A 17,048-nucleotide genomic window follows, 5' to 3' on the forward strand; every position below is an offset into this window, starting at 1 on the left:
CTTCCTTCGGGAATCGTCGCTGGTCGTCGACGTGTTCCAGCCTAGGAAGGGCGGGTGCTCCGAACCATGGAGGCCGCTGGCGGACGGACCGGGGGGTTATCCCCACCCCGTTCCTCCGCCTTGCCCCCGGCCCGGAGCCCCGGAGTTCTTTCGGGGCTCGTCGGAGTCCTACGGACCGACGGAACTCTCGGGACTGGAAGAGCGCTTCGGACCGGAGGAGCGCTTCGGACCGGCGGAGCGCTTCGGACCGGACCGGTGGGGCCCGGCTCAGAGCAGGTCGCCCTCGATCCGCCGGTACGCCGCGCCCAGCGGCGCGAGGACGGGGTGGGCGGGGTCGAACGCCGTCCCGTCGATCGCGGCGATCGGCCGGACGCCGACACCCGCGTTGACCGCGAAGGCCGCCACGAACCGGTCCAGGCCGGCCGGGTCGACGCGCTCGCGCCGCTGCGGGCCGGGGTGCGCGGCGGCGAGCAGCGCGGCGGTGACGCCGGGCAGCGCGGGGCCCTCCGGCCAGACCACCTGCCGGCCGTCGTGGAAGCCGACGTTCCAGGTGGCCCCCTCGGTGATCCGGCCGTCCTCCCCGGTCAGCAAGGCATCGTCGTAGCCGTCGAGTTGGGCCTGCCGGCGCAGTCCGACCAGACCGAACAGGCCGACGTGCTTCACCTCGGGCAGCTCGCGCCGGTACGCGGCGGTGCGCACCCGCAGCGGACCGGGGGCCGCGGCCGGGGCCGGGCGGGTGGTCACCAGCAGCCGGGGCAGGGCGGGCGCGGCCGGGCGCTCCAGCCCGAGCGCCGGATCGAACACGGTGACCCGGACGATCACCGGAGCGCCGTCCGCCGGGAGCACCCGGCGGATCCGCTGCCGGACCAGCTCCCGGTCCAGCTCGGCGCCGAACACCGTTCGGCAGTCCCGGACCAGGCGGTCCAGGTGCAGGGCCAGGCCGCGCACCCGGCCGGACTCCACCCGCAGGGTGGTGAAGTGCCCGTAGTTCAGCAGCCCCAGGGCGGCGAGCTGCCCGGGGTCGGCAGGCGCGCCGTCGATCTCGATCTCAGCCATCCCCCGAGTCTCCCAGCCGTCCGGCCGCGGGTGTGCGCGGCCGTCCGCGAACGGTGGTGGGGGCGGCGTCACGGCCCCTGCGGGGCGGTGCTCGGCAGCCGGTCGGCCGGGCCGGGCACCTGCGGGGCCCGGTCCGACTCCCGCAGGACTGGCCGCTCCGGCCCGGCGCCCTCCCGCCGGTAGGGGGAGACGACGCGCCGGCCGGCGTCCCGCGCGAGCCGCTCGAAGTGCTCGATCTTGTACGCGAGGCCCTCCGGCTCGCCGGTGTCGGACCAGCGCCAGGCCTCCGCCCACCACTGCGGACCGCGCACCAGCGGCCGGCCCGCCAGCGCGAGGTGCAGGGCGAGCGTCGAGCGGGCGAAGTCGTGCACCCACCCGTCGCTCTGCCGGTAGGCGGCCGTCTCGTCCAGGCGCAGCCACCGGCCCTCCCGCCCGGCGGCGAGCAGCGGCACCCAGCCGTGGCGGGCGTCGGAGACCAGCAGGAGCAGCCGGTCGTCCTCCTCGCGCACCCGGTAGGACGGCAGCTGCGGCATCCGGGCGAGGCCGAGGGCGTGCTTCCAGGAGACCACCCAGAGTCCGCGCCGCAGGTAGTAGCGGACGGCGTGCTGCCAGGTCCAGTGCGCGTCCAGGCGGTAGCCGGGCATCCCCTCGGCCGCGGCCGCCCGGTACACCTCGTCGAGCACGGCGGCGGCGTGGCCGCGGCCGCGCGCGCCGGGGCGCAGGTAGAGCGAGGAGACGGCCAGTTGGCCCGGTCCCCTGGTCCAGTTGTCGACCGCCACCGTGCCGACCGGCGGCCCGTCCCGGCCGTCCGGGCCGTGCACCCAGTAGCGGCGGCGGTAGAGCCCACCGTCGGGCCACTCCCGGCCGCTCTCGCCGAGCCGCTCGCGCAGCACGCGCTCGGCCTCCGGGGTCAGGGCGTCCGGGTCCACCCGCTCGCCCAGCTCGCCCTCGGCACGGGACGCCACGTCCCAGAGCTCGAACCGCCGCCCGTCCCCGCCGTCCACCGTCCGCAGCCGGGGCACCGCCGCCAACCGCTCCTGCGCCCGCTCCACCGCGGCATCCCACGACCTCACCACGGGACCACGATAGCGAGATTCGCCACCGAACGTGTTTCCGCCGTCACCGAACGTCAGGACGAAGGGGGGCGGGCGACGAAGGTAGGGGAAACCCGACCCCAGGTCTCGACCTGGCCGTCATGACCCGGCCGTACTGCGCCGCTGGAATGAAGGGGTGCTGAATCACCGAGGCAGACGCGACCACCGCGACCGGGGCCACCATCGACCCGGAGGAGCCCAACTCACCTACCGGGCCGGGTGGTTCGACCGGCGAGCACCGTGGTGCGCCGGCTGGCTGACCGCGGCCGGCTGGGCGGCGGCCTTCCCGCTCGTCTCCGGGCTCGGGCCGCACCGCAGTTGGGGCACCATCGCCGCAACGGGCTATCTGGCGGCGGCCGTTGCCGTACTCGTGCTGCCGTGGCGTCTGGCCCGCTCCTGGTCCGTGGCGGTGGCCCTGCTCGGGGCCCTGGCCCTGCCGCTGCTGCGGCTGGTGCTGACCGGTCAGGGGCAGAGCGAGGTCGCCGTCATCGAGCGGTCCGCGGAGCTGCTGCTCCGGCACGGCACCCCCTACCTGGCCGATCCGCACACGGTCTCCGAGTACACGCCGTACCTGCCCGGCATGGCGCTGTTCGGGCTGCCCCGCGCGGTGCTGGGCGCACAGGAGTGGCCGGCCCGACTGCTCGGGGACGCCCGGCTCTGGTGCGCCGCAGCGTTCCTGGGCTGCCTGTTCGCGGCCGGCCGCCGGCACCGGCCCGCGCTCGCGGCGCTCACCGCCTCGCCGCTGGTCGCGCTGCCGCTCTGTGTGAGCGGCGTGGACCTGCCGATGACCGGCCTCTGCTGCCTGGCCCTCGCCCTGGCCGCCCGGGGCCGCCCCGGCGCCGCCGGGCTGGCGCTCGCCGCGGCCTGCGCGCTCAAGTGGACGGCCTGGCCCGCGGTCGCGGTCGTCGCGGCCCTGCTCGCCGCCACGGCCGGCCGGCGGGCGGCGCTGCGCGCCACGGCGGTCGCGCTGGCGGGCACGGCCGCCCTCGTCCTGCCGGGGGCGCTGCGCTCGCCCGGCCCGATGTTCCACCAGGTGTTCGCCTTCCCCACCGGACGCGGCCCGCTGCCCACCCCGGCGGGCAGCCCGCTGCCCGGCCGGCTGCTCGCGGACCTCGGCCCGGCCGGCTGGTACGCCGCGGTGACGCTGCTGCTGCTCGGCGGACTGGCCGTCGCCGCCTCGCTGGCGCTGCGCCCGCCCCGGGACGCCGTCGGCGCCGCCGACCGGCTCGCCCTCGGGCTCTGCGTGGCCTTCCTGCTCGCACCCGCCGGGCGGTTCGGCTACCTGGCGCTACCGCTCCTGCTCACCCTCTGGGCCCGCTCGCAGGCCCCCACCGCTCCCCGCACCGGCGCCCTCGCCGACGCGCTCACCGATCCGCTCACCAATCCCCGAACCGATCCGCTCACCGACCCCCGAACCGAGGTTGCACCGACCCCATGGCCGGCACACTCATCATCACCAATGACTTCCCGCCCCGGCAGGGCGGCATCGAAACCTTCGTCCACGCCCTGGCCACCCGTCTGCCCGCCGACGAGGTCGTCGTCCTCACCTCGGACGAGCCCGGCGCCGCCGCGCACGACGCGGCCCTCCCCTTCCCGGTGATCCGCGACCGGTCCCGGACGCTGCTGCCGACCAGCAGGGTCACCCGGCGGGCCGCCGAGATCGCCCGCGCGCACGGGTGCGACCGGGTCTGGTTCGGCGCCGCCGCCCCGCTCGCCGCGATGACGCCCGGGCTCCGGCGGCAGGCCCCCGGGATCGCCCGCACGGTCGCCACCACGCACGGCCACGAGATCTGGTGGGCCCGCACCCCCGGGGCCCGCCGTCTGCTCCGGCGGATCGGCGACCACGTCGACGTGGTCACCTACCTCGGCGAGTACACCCGGGCGCGGATCGCCCCCGCGCTCGGGCCCCGGGCCCGGCTGGAACGGCTCGTGCCGGGTGTGGACGCGGAGCGCTTCCGGCCGGCGGGCGCGGGCGCGGCGGGCGCCCCGGACACCGGCGCGCCGATGATCCTCTGCGTGGCCCGGCTGGTCCCCCGCAAGGGTCAGGACGCCCTGATCCGGGCCCTCCCGCTGATCCGGCGGACGGTGCCGGGAGCGGTCCTGGTCCTGGTCGGCCGGGGCCCGGACGAACGGCGGCTGCGCGCCCTCGCCCGGCACCACACCGAGCCCGGCTCGGTGGTCTTCGCCGGCGGCCGGGAGCACGCCGCGACACCCGCCTACTACGCGGCGGCGGACGTCTTCGCGATGCCGTGCCGCACCCGGCGGGCCGGTCTGGAGGCGGAGGGCCTGGGCATCGTGTTCCTGGAGGCGGCGGCCGCCGGGCTGCCGGTGGTCGCGGGCCGGTCCGGCGGCGCGCCCGACGCCGTCCTCGACGGGGTCACCGGCGCCGTCGTCGACGGCCGGAGTCCGGCCGCCGTCGCGGACGCGGTCGCCCGCATCCTCGGCGCCCCGGCGGCCGACCGCGCCCGGATGGGGGCGGCGGGACGGCGCTGGGTCCGGGCGCAGTGGTCCTGGGAGGCCTCCGCCCGCCGCCTCGCGGAGCTGCTCGACCCGGCGGGCCCCGACCCGGCGAGCACGGACGCCGCCGCCCCGGAGGGGTCCGTCCGCCGCGGGTGAGGCGGCACCGCCCGCCGGGTCGGGCGGGTCCGCGCCCGCTTCCGGGAGGAGCCGCCCCGGGGCCTACTCCCCCCGCAGGTGCGCCAGTACCGCCAGCACCCGGCGGTTGCCCTCCGCCGGGTCGAGGTCGAGCTTCATGAAGATGTTCCCGCAGTGCTTGACCACCGAGGCCTCGGTGATGCCCAGCCGCCCGGCGACGGTCTGGTTGTTCAGCCCCTCCGCCATCAACGCCAGCACCTCCCGCTCGCGCGGGGTCAGCCGGGCCAGTGGCCGGTCCGCCGCCTGCTGGCGGAGCAGGACCCGGACCACCTCGGGATCGATCACCGTCTGACCGGCCGCCACCCGGCGCAGCGCGTCCAGGAAGTCCGCCACCTCGCCGACCCGGTCCTTCAGCAGGTAGCCGAGCCCGGCGGGCTGCGCGCCCGCGGCGCCGAGCAGCCGGGTGGCGTACGGGGTGGCCACGTACTGGGAGAGCACCAGCACGGGCAGGCCCGGGTGGCGTTCGCGCAGCTCCAGGGCGGCCCGCAGGCCCTCGTCGTGGAAGTCCGGCGGCATCCGGACGTCGGTGAGCACGAGGTCGGGGCGGTCCGCGTCCACGGCGGCGGCCAGCGCGGCCGCGTCGCCGACGGCGGCCACCACCTGGTGGCCGCCACGGGTCAGCAGCTCGACCAGCCCGGCCCGGAGCAGCACCGCGTCCTCGGCGATCACGATCCGGAGCACGGCACCTCCACCCGGAGCCGCGTCGGCCCGCCGATCGGACTGGTCACCATCAGCCTCCCTCTCAGAATCGCGATCCGGTCGGCGAGGCCCTGCAGCCCCGCCCCGGCGGCCGGGTCGGCCCCGCCGCGGCCGTCGTCCGTCACCTGGAGCACCAACCGGCCGTCGTCGACCCGGCCGTGGACGGTGACCGCGGTGGCCCCGCTGTGCTTGGCCGCGTTGGTGAGCGCCTCGGTGACGGTGAAGTAGGCCGTCGTCTCGACCGGTCCGGGCAGCCGGTCCGGCAGGTCGATGTCCACCGCGACCGGGACCGGGTGGCGCAGCGCGACCTCGGCGACGGCGGCGGCCAGCCCGTGGTCGGTGAGCACCTGCGGGTGGATGCCCCGGACGAGGTCCCGCAGCTGTTCGAGCGCCTGCCGGGCCTCGCCGCGCGCCCGGTCGACCAGCGCGAGCGCCGGGTCGTCGTCCGCCCGCCCGCGCAGCTCGTACGCGGCCAGCCCGAGGGTCATGCTGAGGGCGACGAGCTGTTGCTGGGCACCGTCGTGCAGATCGCGTTCGATCCGCCGGCGTTCGGCCTCGAAGGCGTCGACCAGGCGGGCCCGCGAGCGGGTGAGTTCGAGGACCTGCCGGCCGAGGCCCTCCGGCCGGGGTCCGAGCAGGAACCGGACCAGCCGGACCCGGCCGGCGGTCAGCAGCGCGCCCGCGTACCCGCAGAGCAGCAGGCCGGCCAGTCCGACGGCGGTCGCGGGGAGCGCGGCGGCGGGACCGGGGACGGCCCGGCCGGGGATCAGCATCACGGTCTCGGGGGCCAGCGCCCAGACCACCAGCGGGCTGACGACCAGCGCGCCGCAGAACACCAGCAGGGCCGTGAAGGCCAGGTCGACGACGCTCAGGACCAGGGCGAACAGGGCGGTGTAGCCGAGCTCGCGCCAGGTGGCGCGCTCACGCAGCCTGGTCCGCAGCCGGGCCCGCCGGCCGACCCCGGGCAGCGCGCGGTGCGGGTCGGGCACGGGCACCGGCTCCACCAGCCGCAGCCGGCGGCGCTCCAGCGCGCCGACCGGGATCCCGGCGAGCGCGACGCCCAGCAGGACCACCAGGCCGACCCCGACGACGGACAGCCCGGTGCCGATCAGCAGCAGGGCGGCGAGCAGGGCCAGCAGCAGCGGCCCGAACACCGCACCCCCGAGCACGTGCCCCCAGCAGCGCCACGGGGTGGAGGTGAACGGGAAACGCAGCGGGCGCGCCCGCAGGGCCGCCAGGACCGCGACGGCCTGCCGCCCCTCCACCACCCCCCGGTCCACCCCCATCCGGCCACCCTAACCGACCACCCCGCACCCACCCCGACCTGCCCTTCCACCCCCACACCCCCGGGGCCGCGTCAGCCGCGCAGCGGGACGCCGTCCAGGACCACGCCGACGGTGCTGGTGGCCGGGACGGCGCCCCAGAGGCGGGAGTCGGTGCTGAAGGCGGGGTTGTCGCCGAGTAGGACCACCCGGCCGCCGGGGACGACGGTGGTGCCGGCCGCGGCGCGGACCGGGTCGGGCACCGGGTCGCCCGGCAGGGCGGCGAGGCGCTTCACCAGGAGCCGCCGCGGGCGGCGGCCGGCCGGGACGGCGGCGAGGCGGTGCGACACGATGACGCTGGTCGCTCCCCGGCGCAGTTCGCGCAGGCTGTCGTGGATCTCCTTCTCGGCGGCCGCGTCCAGCCCGGCGCTGGGCTCGTCGAGGATCATCAGGTCGGCGTCCCGGCGCATGAACGCCCCTGCCACGGCGAGTCGTTGCCACTCGCCGCCGGAGAGCGAGTGGCCCCAGCCGGTGCCCGCGCCCTCGGGCAGGGCTTGTCCAGACCAACTTCGATCACGTTCGAAATCGGGTGCGGACCACGCTCGGAACCGGAGCATCCGGTTCCATCGAAGGAAAGCGGGGCGGCAATCACGACGTACGGAAAGGGGACGGAAAGGGGGCACAAAAGGGGTCAAGGGCGGATCCGGGAGGGGGGTCGGGAATGCCCCGGAATCCAGGGCCGAGCCGGGGCGACCACCGGACGTCCGGTCGGCCGGCCCTGGGAACCGCCGCCGGGGCCGTCACCGGCGCGCGCCGGGCCCCGACCGAAGGCTTGACCGTCCCATTGGTTGACGGCGGTTTCCGGACAGGTCTATACCAGTGGAGGCCGTCCACACGCTCCCCCCGTGGCACGGCTGTCGCGCCCACCGCGTCTCCCCCACGTCGACGCGGGAAGGCCTTCCCCCGCCGTTTCCTGGAGAGGTTCCCGATGGAACGCGCTCTTCCCCCACAGCAGTTCACCCCACCGACCGGACCTCGGGCCCGGCCCTCGCACCGCACGCCCCGGGACCGCCGGGCCGCGGTGGCGGTGGCCGGGGTGCTCGGCCTGGTGGCCGGCGCCGCGGCCGCGCTGGCCGGCGGCGGCGCCGCCGCGGCCGACGTCACCACCTCGGCCGCCGGGATCGGCAGCAACTGGTACGCCTCGGCGCCCTATCTGATGCCCGAGGACAACAGCCCGCCGGACGCCGCGGCGGTGATGGACGCGACCGGCCAGAAGGCGTTCCAGCTGGCGTTCATCCTGGACAAGGGCGGCTGTTCCCCCGCCTGGGGCGGCACCTCCTCGATCGACACCGACACCACCATGCCGGCGGTGATCCAGACCGTCCGGGCCAAGGGCGGGGACGTCTCGGTCTCGGTCGGCGGCTACGGCGGCAACAAGCTCGGCCAGGGCTGCGGAACCCCGGAGGCCACCGCCGCCGGCTACCAGAAGGTGATCACCAAGTACCAGCTGAAGGCGATCGACTTCGACCTGGAGGAGCCGGAGTACGAGAACACGGCGGCCATCCACAACGAGATCGGCGCGGCCCGGATCCTCCAGCAGAACAACCCCGGGCTCTACATCTCGATCACCACCGCCGGGACCGGGGCGGGCACCGGGTGGTTCGGGCAGCAGATGCTCAACGAGGCGAAGGCGCAGGGCTTCACCCCCGACAACTACTCGATCATGCCGTTCGACGGCGGATTCAACGGCGCGGCCGCCCAGACCGCCGCCCTGGTCGCCTTCAACGGGATCCTCCGGACCACCTTCGGCTGGACCGAGGCCCAGGCCTACGCGCACGAGGGCGTCTCGCTGATGAACGGGCGCACGGACGCCGCCGAGTACTTCCGGCAGGCGGACTTCCAGACCGTGCTGGACTTCGCCCTCGCCCACAAGCTGGCCCGGTACACCTACTGGTCCGTCAACCGCGACCGCCAGTGCCCGGGCACGGTCGACCCGGGGCTGTCCGGCTCGTGCTCCAGCGTGGCGCAGAGCGACTGGGACTTCACCAAGTTCACCGTGCGGTTCGCCGGCGCCACGCCGCCCACCACCCCGCCGACCTCGACGCCCCCGACCACGCCCCCGACCACCCCGCCGACCAGCAACCCGCCGGGGGCCTGCGCCGACCCGGCCTGGAGCGCCACCACGACGTACACCAACGGCAGCAAGGTGTCCTACAGCGGCCACAAGTACCACGCCAAGTGGTGGACGCTCAACGAGAACCCGTCGGCCAGTGGACAGTGGGGCGTCTGGTCCGACGACGGCCCCTGCTGACGCGGGGCCGCCCGGTGGGCCCGCCGCCGCTCCCGGCGGTGGCGGGCCCACCGTCACCTCACCGCTCCTGCGCGCCGATCCGCTCGCGCAGGCCGGTCAGGATGCCGGCCGCCTCGTGCAGTCCGAAGCCCCGGCAGCGCTCGGCGGCGGCGGCGAGACGGGCCCGGGCCTGCTCCGTCCGGCCGAGGTCGGTGCCCTCGATCAGCCCGGCCAGCCGGACGGCCTCGGCGCGCGGCGTCTCGGCCGGCTCCCCGCCCGCCTCGTAGGCGGTGACCGCCGACTCGGCCTCGGCCAGTGCCTCCTCGTGCCGCCCGGCCACCGCGTACACCCGGGCCCGCTCGTAGTGGACGGCGCCGCGCAGGTACCAGGGGGTGTGCGGCTCGCCGTCGCGCTCGGCGGCCTCCCGGACGGCGTCCGCCTCGGCCAGCCGCTCCAGCGCCTCGGCCAGCCCCTCGGGGCCCTGCCGCTGCATGGTGATCCGGGCGAGATCCCGGAGCATGCCGGCGATCTGGTCCGGCCTCGGCGCCTTCGCGTGCGAGGCGAGGGCCCGCTCGCGGGCCGTCCGGGCGGCCTCCCAGCGGCCCGCCTCCGCCAGCGCGAGGACCGCCTCGCCGGCGACCACGGTGTGGGTGTGCTGCTCCTCCCAGCCGGCCACCTCGTCGGCGAGCCGCAGGTACTCCTCCGCCGAGTCGCGGAACTCCTCCAGCGCGAACAGTCCGCGCGCGAGGTCCAGCCGGGCCTGCGCGAGCATCCGCTCGTCCAGGTCGGGCGCGGCCGGGTCGAGCAGCACCGACTCCAGGACGGCGACCGCGTCGGCCGCCCGGCCCGCGTCCCGCAGCAGGTCGGCGAGCTGGAGCCGCACCTGGGCGGCCTCCTCGGCGCCCGCCGGACCCTTGCGGTCGAAGCGCGCGGCGGCCTGCGAGAGCGCCCGGACGGCCGCGCCGTTGTCCCCGAGGTGGGCGCAGGCGTGGCCGAGCATCATGTACGTCGCCCCGAACGGGTACGAGTCGTCCGCCCAGCGGGTGGCCTCGGCCAGCGCCCGGTGGAAGACCTCGACGGCCTCGGCCCGCTCGCCGTTCTGCAGCAGCACCTGGCCGAGCAGGCCGAGCACCCGCGGCGTGTGCCAGGGCAGCTCAGCTGCGTCCAACTGCTCCAGGACGCCGCGCAGTTCGGCCACCGCCTCGGCCATCCGGCCCTGCCGGGCGGCCACATCGGCGCCGTACTGGCGGGCGGTGGCCGTGCGCCGGAGCGAGCCCCGCTCGGTGCTCTCCCGCCGGTACGCGGCGACGGCGTCCTCGAAGCGCTCCAGCGTCCCGGCCGGGGGCTCGGGCAGCGCCCGGACGAGGTCGTGGTGGGCCGCGAAGGCCCGGCACTGCAGCACGATCAGGTAGTCGTCGGTCGTGAGGGCCGGCCCGGCGGCTGCCGCGTCCGCAGCCGGCGGCGCGGCGAGCAACGCCTCGGCCTCGGCCAGCGCCGCGTCCAGGGCGGGCCAGTCGGAGGTCGCGCCCTCGACGTCGCCGAGTTCGACCACCAGGGCCCGGGTGCGGACCACCAGGGCCCGCCCGGCCAGCCCCGCCCGCTCGAAGAGGTCGGCCGCCTCCAGCAGCGCCGCCCGGCCGCCCGTCCAGTCGTCCCGCTCGATCGCGGTATGGGCCCGCTGCTCGGCGAGTTCGGCCCGCAGCCGGGCGGCGCTGCCGGCCGCCGTGCCCTCGGTGTGCCGGTAGTCCGCGGCGCCGAAGCGCTCGGCGACCCGCTCCCAGAGGCGGTCCGCGTCCGGGTGGCCCAGCAGGTGCAGCTCGCGGGCCCGGACGACCAGGTCGGCGAAGTCCGCCGGCTCCGGCTCGGCGGCCCGCGGCGGCGCCGCCGGGGTGGCCGGCGCGGCCGACAGCTCCGGGGCGCTCGCGGCCCGCACCCCGAGCGCGAGCGGCTCGGCGAGCAGCGGGCGCCGCTCCAGCCGGGCCCGCCGGCGCGCGCCGACCGCGTCGGTGCCGTTGCGGGCGTCGAAGCGGGCCGCCAGCGCGTCCGCCTCGGTACGCAGGTGGGCGAGGAGCGAGTCCACCGTCCAGGCGGCGCCGGGCGGTCCGCTGACGGCGAGCCCGCCGTGGCCGCCCCGGGCCAGCCCGGCGATCAGCACCTCGACGCCGGTCAGGAAGTCGAGCCGGCCGGCCTGGTCCCCGGTGACGCCGAACAGGTCGCGGTTCTCGGCCAGGATCTCCAGGCCGCGCGGCTCGTTCCCGGACAGCGCGCAGAACTCCACGTGCAGGCCGACCGCCCGGGCCATCCCGGACTTGCCGCGGGCGAACCGGTAGCCGACCAGGTGGCTGGAGCGCGCGTCGTCCAGCCGGCCCTCGCGCAGCAGCGGCAGCAGCGCGTAGGCGTGGCTGAGGTAGGGCTCCTCGGCGCAGGTGCTCTCGCCCTCGAAGACCGGCCGCCAGGCGTCCAGCGCCCGCCGGTCGTCCCCGGACCGCACGTGGTAACCCGCCTGGGCGCGGATCTCGCAGGCCCGGCAGTCGCTCAGTTCGCTGCGCGGCCGGGCCGCCCACAGCTCGAAGGCCTGCTCGGTGTCGATCCCGGTGTGCGCGGCCAGGTGGTACCGCTGCGCGTAGTACGGCTGGAGGCCGTGGCCGGCGGCCCGGTAGCGGTCGCGCATCTCGGTCTGCCAGCGGCGCACCGCGTCCAGCGGGACGTCGGGGGTGCCGAGCAGCGCGGTGGCCACCCACTTGAACCGCCAGAACACCTGCTGGCCGGCCCACTCGCCGAAGCCGTCGCGGTCGGTGTCCCAGAGCTTCAGCACCCGGGCGAAGACCACCGGGGTCTTGCTCCGCTCGCCGTCGTACTCGTAGGCCTCCATCAGTTCGAGCAGCGCCATCGCCCGGACCGCGGTGTCGTCGAACTGCTCGGCGGCGTCGACCAGTTCCTCCGCCGTCACGGTCCGCAGCCGGCCGTACGGGCGGGCGTCGTTCTCGCGCAGCGCGGCCATCACCGCGTCGACGCTGTCCAGTACGTCCACGGTCAGGACTCCTTCTGCGGGTCGGCGGCATCACGGCCGGCGGCGGCGCGACCGGCCGACTCGTGGCCGAGCATCGCGTGGTCGAGCAGGCTGATGAACGACCGGTTGAGCAGGGCGCTCTCGCTGGACTTCAGCGGGCGGCGGGTGAGCAGCACGGCCTGCCCGTACAGCGCCTCGACGGCGGTGACGGTCAGTTCGCGGTCGCCGATCGAGGCGGCCCGGCGCACCAGCGGGTTGAGGTGGTTGAGCACCAGTTGGGCGCGCGGTGCCTCGGCGCGCAGCGAGCCGAGGATGTCGGCCCACAGGCCGTCGGCCTCGTCCGCGAGCTGGGCGCGGGTGCGCTCGTGCCGCGCCTCCCGGTTGTCCAGCAGCAGCGCGGGCGCGCTGGTCGGGTGGAAGCTGCGCAGCGCGACGTCGCAGTCGAACCGGCCGACCACCTCGCGGGCCACGGTGAGGAACGCCGCCGCGGCCAGCTCGGCCGCCGGGTCGACGGTGTCCAGGTGGGCGGTGACGGTGCCCGGGTCGAGGTCGGCCACCGACGTGCCGGGGCGGATCTCGGGCAGCCGGTGGACGAGGTCCCGGTCGTAGGTGTAGCCGCCGTTGACCACGCCGAGGCCGGCCGCGGCCGCGATCGGGGCGACCTGGCGGAACTCCTCGACCGTGCGCGTCACCAGGACGACCGGGTGGGCGCGGGCGAACTCGTCCAGGGTGACATTGCCGTCGGTCGTCTCGAACGGCAGCCAGGGCAGCAGCATCCGCAGCAACTCGTCGTCGTAGCGCGCGAGTTCCTTGACGGCGAGGTGGTGCACCGAGATGAAGCGGTGCAGCAGGGCCGGATCGCTGGCGGAGAGCCCGGTGAGCCAGTCCCGGATGCGCGCGCCGAGGGCGTCCCGGACGGCGGCGAGCGTCTCGTCCGCGTACAGGCCCTCGCGCGAGGCGGTGGGGCGCAGGCTGTCGGTGTCGACCACGCAGCGGACGAAGAACGCCCAGTCGGGCAGGAGTTCGTCGGCCTGCTCGGACAGCAGCATGCCCTTGAGGTGGACCCGGTGGCCGGAGCGGCGGGACGGCGGCACCGCGTCCGGCAGGACGTAGGCGACGCCGCGCAGGCCGACCAGCGGCAGGTCCAGCTCGATGGTGTCCAGCGGGGTGAAGTCGAAGGTGGTGCGGCAGTAGGTGGCCAGTGCCTCGCGGCGGGCCAGCGGGGAGCCGTGCCGCTCGGCCCACGGCGGGGTGCGGTCGACCCGGGTGGCGGTGCCGCGGCCGTCGACCACCGTCACCTCGTGGCGCAGCAGGCCGCCGAAGTCCCGGGCGAGCGCCAGGACGCGGTCGGAGCGGGTCCACTCGGCGGCGTCGGCGCGCGGCGCCAGCCGGACGGTGGTGCCGGGCTCGGGCTTGGCCTCCGGCGGCAGGGTGCGGATGGTGTAGCGGCCGTCGGAGCCGCCGCGCCACTCGATGACCGGCGCGTCCGGGGTGGCGGCGGAGCGGGTGACGACGGTGATCTCGTCGGCGACCACGAAGCAGGCCAGCAGCCCGATGCCGAACTGGCCGATGAAGTCCCCGCGGGCGCGGGCCAGGCCGGCGCCGTCGAGGCGGCCGTCGGCGTCGCGCTTGGAGCTGCGGCCGATGGTGGCGAGGAAGGTGTGGACGTCGGCCTCGGTGAGGCCGATCCCGGTGTCGGTGACGGTGAGGTCCTGGTCGGCGTGGACGGTGATCCGGGCCGGCGAGGCCGGGTCGAGCGCCTGGCGGGCGGAGATCGCGTCGACCGCGTTCTGCAGCAGCTCGCGCAGGTAGACCCGGGGGCTGGAGTAGAGGTGGTGGGAGAGCAGGTCCACCAGGCCGCGCAGGTCCACCTGGAAGGTGTGCGCGCTCGTCGGGTTCTCGGAAGGGGACACCGCAGGCTCTTTCGATCGCATCGGGTGTGGGGCGGGAGTGGCGGGGCGCCGGAGCGCGGCCCGGCCGGGCGGCTGGACCGGCGGGTCGGGCCGTCGGGCCGAACCCTCGGGCCGGGCCGGTGGGCCGAACCGGTGGGCTAGCGGGCGCAGCGGTCCCGGTGGGCACGGAAGATCTCGGCGGGGTCGCCGGACAGGTAGTTCCACGGGGCCTCGGTGACGGCGCCGTCGAGCGCCTCGAACAGGAGGTGCGCCGTCCTCGGCTGGTCGGCCAGCGAGAAGGCCATCGCGAAGGTGTTGAAGGCGGCCTGCCAGCCGCGCGGGCGCGGGTAGTCGGCGTGCAGCACGGACCGCCGCAGCGCCTCCTGGAGCGAGGCCAGGACGGCGGGGCCGGTGAGGTAGGCGTGGTCCTCGCCGTCCGGGAGGTCCAGCCAGTGCTCCAGGTGCGCGAGCGCGACCAGTTCGCCCAGCGGACTGCCCTCGGGAGCGGCCAGCATCGCGGCGCGGGCGAAGGCGTGCATCTCCTCGTGCGAGCCGCCCCACTTGGCGCAGAGCTGCTGGAGGCGCTGCTTGTGCGAGCCGAGGTGGCCGGGGTCGCGGCGCAGCGCGGCCTCGAACCGGTACCGGGCGACGTCCGGACCGAGCGAGGCGCCGCGGCCGCTGATCTGCAGGAAGTACCAGGGGGCGAGCCACCGGGGCTCCCGCTCGGCCACCTCGAACAGCTGCTCCTCGGCGGTGCCCAGCCGCTCGTGGAACAGCCGCCACTGCTCCTCGGTGACGTACTGGGCTCGCGCACCGGTGCGCGCCTCCCAGGCCCAGGAGACGTGCCGGGCGCCGGAGAGCAGCAGCGCCAGTGCGTCCTCGGGCCGGTCGGCGGCGGCCCGGGCCGTCCACTCCTCCACCCCGGCGACGTCGGAGAGCGCGACCAGCAGCCAGGTGAGTTCGGCCCCGTCCGCGACGGCGGCCAGCGCCGGGCGCAGCGACGCCCAGTCCCCCGCGGCCGCCTGGGCCAGCATCAGCCGCAGCTCCTCGTCACCGTGGGCCGGGTCGAGCGCCGGCACCGCCGCCGGGCGCGCGGCGGGGCGCCGGGCGAAGCCGAACCCCCGACGGCCGTCGGCCCCGCCTCCGGCAGCGCCCTCGCCGGAACGGCGTCGGAAGAACGACATGGTGTGGCCCCCTCGAACAGCATCGGCTTCTTTCGTACGGCTGCGCACTGGCCGCCCCAGACGCAGTACATATCACGGGCGGACGACATCCCGTCCGCCGGGCCGACCTCGAAGCGCAGGTCACGACCGTGGTGGCATACCCCGGCCTGGTATGGGGACGCAGCATCGCGCGCGGGGCGCGGCGGGCCGGCCGGCGCCCGGGCTCCGGACACCGGCCGACGGGACCGTTCGAGGACCGGCGATCCGGCGCGGTGCGCGCCCGCACGGTGAGCCCGCGCGCTGCACGGTCGCCAAGTCGGTGCGGAGGCGCTCCTGGCATTCGGCGCACATCCGCCCCCCGCGCTCCAGGGGCTCCGGCGCCGGGCCCCGGCCGGCCTCCATGACCGCGGAGGCTGCGGGCCGCCGGGGGCGAAGGCCGGCACCCCGGCGGTGGCCTCCGAGCGAGTGGGACCCGTTCCTGCGGACAGATCTGTCGGCCCGGGTCCGATCGGCCGCGCGACCACGGCAACGGAAGCCGGGCGCATCGGAGTTGTCGCCGTACGACGGTGACCTGTTGCTGCCAGTCAGAAGTGTGCCACCGGCGCTTCGGACCACGGGAACCGTCGATCAGTCACGCTGTCGTAGATGTACGTGATTCGCGTCCGGCTGGAGACGGCGGGTGGCCCCCCGCCCGTCCGACCGGTGGCGGCGGCGACCGTGCGGGACGCACTGGAGCGCGTGCTCCGGGAGCCGGCCCGACTCGACCACGCCCGGATCCGGACGACGCCGGAAGCCCTGGACGCGGTGGCGTTCGTCTCGGCCCCCGGCCTGCTGGCCGCCGAGGCCGGGCTGCGCGCCGCCTGCGTGGAACTGTCCCACCCCCAGGGCCCGTTGGCAGGCTGGCTGCTACGGCACTGCGAGGCCGACTCCTGGCTGGCGCTCGGCCTGCACGAGCAGCCGACGTACCGCTGAGCCCGGGCTCGCGGCCGACCGGCCCCGAGCGCGGGCCCCGGGCACCGGCACCCCGCGCACACGGGGGCCGGCCGCCCGGCCACCTGTCACGCGCTCACGCGCTCACGCGCTCACGCCACCGTCGGCGTGCGGAGCGAGGCGAGCGTCTCGGAGTACAGCATCTCCTTGATCTGCCCCCGGACCGGCCGGGTCTTGCCGGCCAGCGCGCGGGCCCGCTCGACCGCGGTCCCGAGCAGCGCGTCGAGGTCCGCGACCTCGTCGACGATCCCGGCCGCGAGCGCCTCGCCGCCGCCGTAGCGGCGTCCGGTGGTCATCGCCTCGTGGGCCGTCCCCGGCGCCAGCCGGGCCCGGATCAGATCCGACATGCCGCGCTGGAAGGGCAGGTCGAGATCCACCTCCGGCAGGCAGAAGTACCCCCGGTCGGCCCGCATCACCCGGACGTCGTGGGCCAGCGCCCACATCGCCCCGGCCGCGAAGGTGTGCCCGTTGAGCGCCGCGACGGTGACCACCGGCGAGGCCAGCGTCCGGGCGAGCAGCGCGTGCACCCGGTCCAGGTAGCCGGCGTACTGGTCGCCGTGGTCGAGCAGCCAGGCCAGGTCCAGACCGTTCGACCAGTACTTGCCGCTTCCCACCGTGACCAGCGCGCGCGGCCCCTGCGCGCCCTCCACCTCGTCGAACGCCGCCTCCAGAGCGGCGAGTCGGTCGGGGTGGAAGAGGTTCTCGTCGTCGGGGTCGAGCCGCAGGACGAAGACCTCGCCGTCCTGTTCCAGCTTCGGCATGCGTCGCTCCTTCGCGTAGTGGCGTCCCCGCCCGCGGGTGCGGGCGGGGCTCCGACGGCCGCGGGGGGGAGGGGGGGGGGGGGGGGGGGGGGGAAAAGGGGGGGGGGGGGGGGGGGGGATAGGGACCGGCAACTGGCCGCCCCCACAGCGGACCTTCTCTTCCCACGTCCCAAATA

Annotated in this window: 12 protein-coding genes and 1 pseudogene; 4 read left to right on the top strand and 9 right to left on the bottom strand. The window is 76.4% G+C overall.

Annotated features, from left to right (window positions below; translation table 11 throughout):
* Positions 1–267 precede the first annotated feature (267 nt).
* Both ACZ4UX_RS31880 and ACZ4UX_RS31885 read right to left on the bottom strand, forming a co-directional pair.
* The gene (locus ACZ4UX_RS31880) at positions 268–1,056 is read right to left on the bottom strand and encodes an aminotransferase class IV (protein ID WP_465709174.1); all 789 of its coding nucleotides are present in this window, start codon (positions 1,054–1,056) and stop codon (positions 268–270) included.
* A gap of 68 nt (positions 1,057–1,124) precedes the next feature.
* Entirely contained in the window at positions 1,125–2,132 is a 1,008-nt protein-coding gene (locus tag ACZ4UX_RS31885; RefSeq protein ID WP_465709175.1) for a GNAT family N-acetyltransferase, read from the bottom strand.
* A gap of 274 nt (positions 2,133–2,406) precedes the next feature.
* Here ACZ4UX_RS31885 and ACZ4UX_RS31890 point away from each other — a divergent pair.
* Both ACZ4UX_RS31890 and ACZ4UX_RS31895 read left to right on the top strand, forming a co-directional pair.
* Positions 2,407–3,483: pseudogene (locus ACZ4UX_RS31890) on the top strand (glycosyltransferase 87 family protein); the annotation flags it as partial.
* Positions 3,484–3,584: 101 nt separating this feature from the next.
* Positions 3,585–4,766, top strand: coding sequence for a glycosyltransferase family 4 protein (locus tag ACZ4UX_RS31895; protein ID WP_465709176.1), 1,182 nt, complete (start codon positions 3,585–3,587; stop codon positions 4,764–4,766).
* Between the two features lie 63 nt (positions 4,767–4,829).
* On the opposite strand, the gene ACZ4UX_RS31900 is transcribed toward ACZ4UX_RS31895, so the two are convergent.
* From ACZ4UX_RS31900 to ACZ4UX_RS31910, 3 genes are all read right to left on the bottom strand, one after another.
* Positions 4,830–5,486 (bottom strand): response regulator, encoded by a 657-nt coding sequence (locus ACZ4UX_RS31900; protein ID WP_465709177.1) that lies wholly within the window; start codon positions 5,484–5,486, stop codon positions 4,830–4,832.
* On the bottom strand, positions 5,471–6,790 hold the full coding sequence (locus ACZ4UX_RS31905; protein ID WP_465709178.1) for a sensor histidine kinase: 1,320 nt from the start codon (positions 6,788–6,790) through the stop codon (positions 5,471–5,473). The genes ACZ4UX_RS31900 and ACZ4UX_RS31905 overlap by 16 nt, the downstream gene beginning before the upstream one ends.
* 71 nt (positions 6,791–6,861) lie before the next feature.
* Positions 6,862–7,251 (bottom strand): S26 family signal peptidase, encoded by a 390-nt coding sequence (locus ACZ4UX_RS31910; protein WP_465709179.1) that lies wholly within the window; start codon positions 7,249–7,251, stop codon positions 6,862–6,864.
* A 623-nt stretch (positions 7,252–7,874) separates the two neighbouring features.
* Between ACZ4UX_RS31910 and ACZ4UX_RS31915 the strand changes: the two genes are divergently transcribed.
* The gene (locus ACZ4UX_RS31915) at positions 7,875–9,077 is read left to right on the top strand and encodes a carbohydrate-binding protein (RefSeq protein ID WP_465709202.1); all 1,203 of its coding nucleotides are present in this window, start codon (positions 7,875–7,877) and stop codon (positions 9,075–9,077) included.
* Positions 9,078–9,135: 58 nt separating this feature from the next.
* Here the strand turns inward: ACZ4UX_RS31915 and ACZ4UX_RS31920 are convergent, their stop codons facing one another.
* From ACZ4UX_RS31920 to ACZ4UX_RS31930, 3 genes are all read right to left on the bottom strand, one after another.
* Positions 9,136–12,087 (bottom strand): hypothetical protein, encoded by a 2,952-nt coding sequence (locus ACZ4UX_RS31920; protein WP_465709180.1) that lies wholly within the window; start codon positions 12,085–12,087, stop codon positions 9,136–9,138.
* 2 nt (positions 12,088–12,089) lie between these two features.
* Positions 12,090–14,000 (bottom strand): HSP90 family protein, encoded by a 1,911-nt coding sequence (locus ACZ4UX_RS31925; protein ID WP_465709181.1) that lies wholly within the window; start codon positions 13,998–14,000, stop codon positions 12,090–12,092.
* Between the two features lie 116 nt (positions 14,001–14,116).
* Positions 14,117–15,142, bottom strand: coding sequence for a hypothetical protein (locus ACZ4UX_RS31930; RefSeq protein ID WP_465709182.1), 1,026 nt, complete (start codon positions 15,140–15,142; stop codon positions 14,117–14,119).
* A gap of 624 nt (positions 15,143–15,766) precedes the next feature.
* On the opposite strand from ACZ4UX_RS31930, the gene ACZ4UX_RS31935 reads away from it, so the two are divergent.
* Positions 15,767–16,093 carry a hypothetical protein gene (locus ACZ4UX_RS31935; protein ID WP_465709183.1) on the top strand — a complete coding sequence of 109 codons (327 nt, stop codon included), beginning with the start codon at positions 15,767–15,769 and terminating at the stop codon, positions 16,091–16,093.
* Between the two features lie 110 nt (positions 16,094–16,203).
* Here the strand turns inward: ACZ4UX_RS31935 and ACZ4UX_RS31940 are convergent, their stop codons facing one another.
* On the bottom strand, positions 16,204–16,872 hold the full coding sequence (locus ACZ4UX_RS31940) for an enoyl-CoA hydratase/isomerase family protein (protein ID WP_359805307.1): 669 nt from the start codon (positions 16,870–16,872) through the stop codon (positions 16,204–16,206).
* Positions 16,873–17,048: the final 176 nt, after the last annotated feature.

It is taken from the genome of Kitasatospora sp. NPDC028961, from assembly GCF_055564815.1.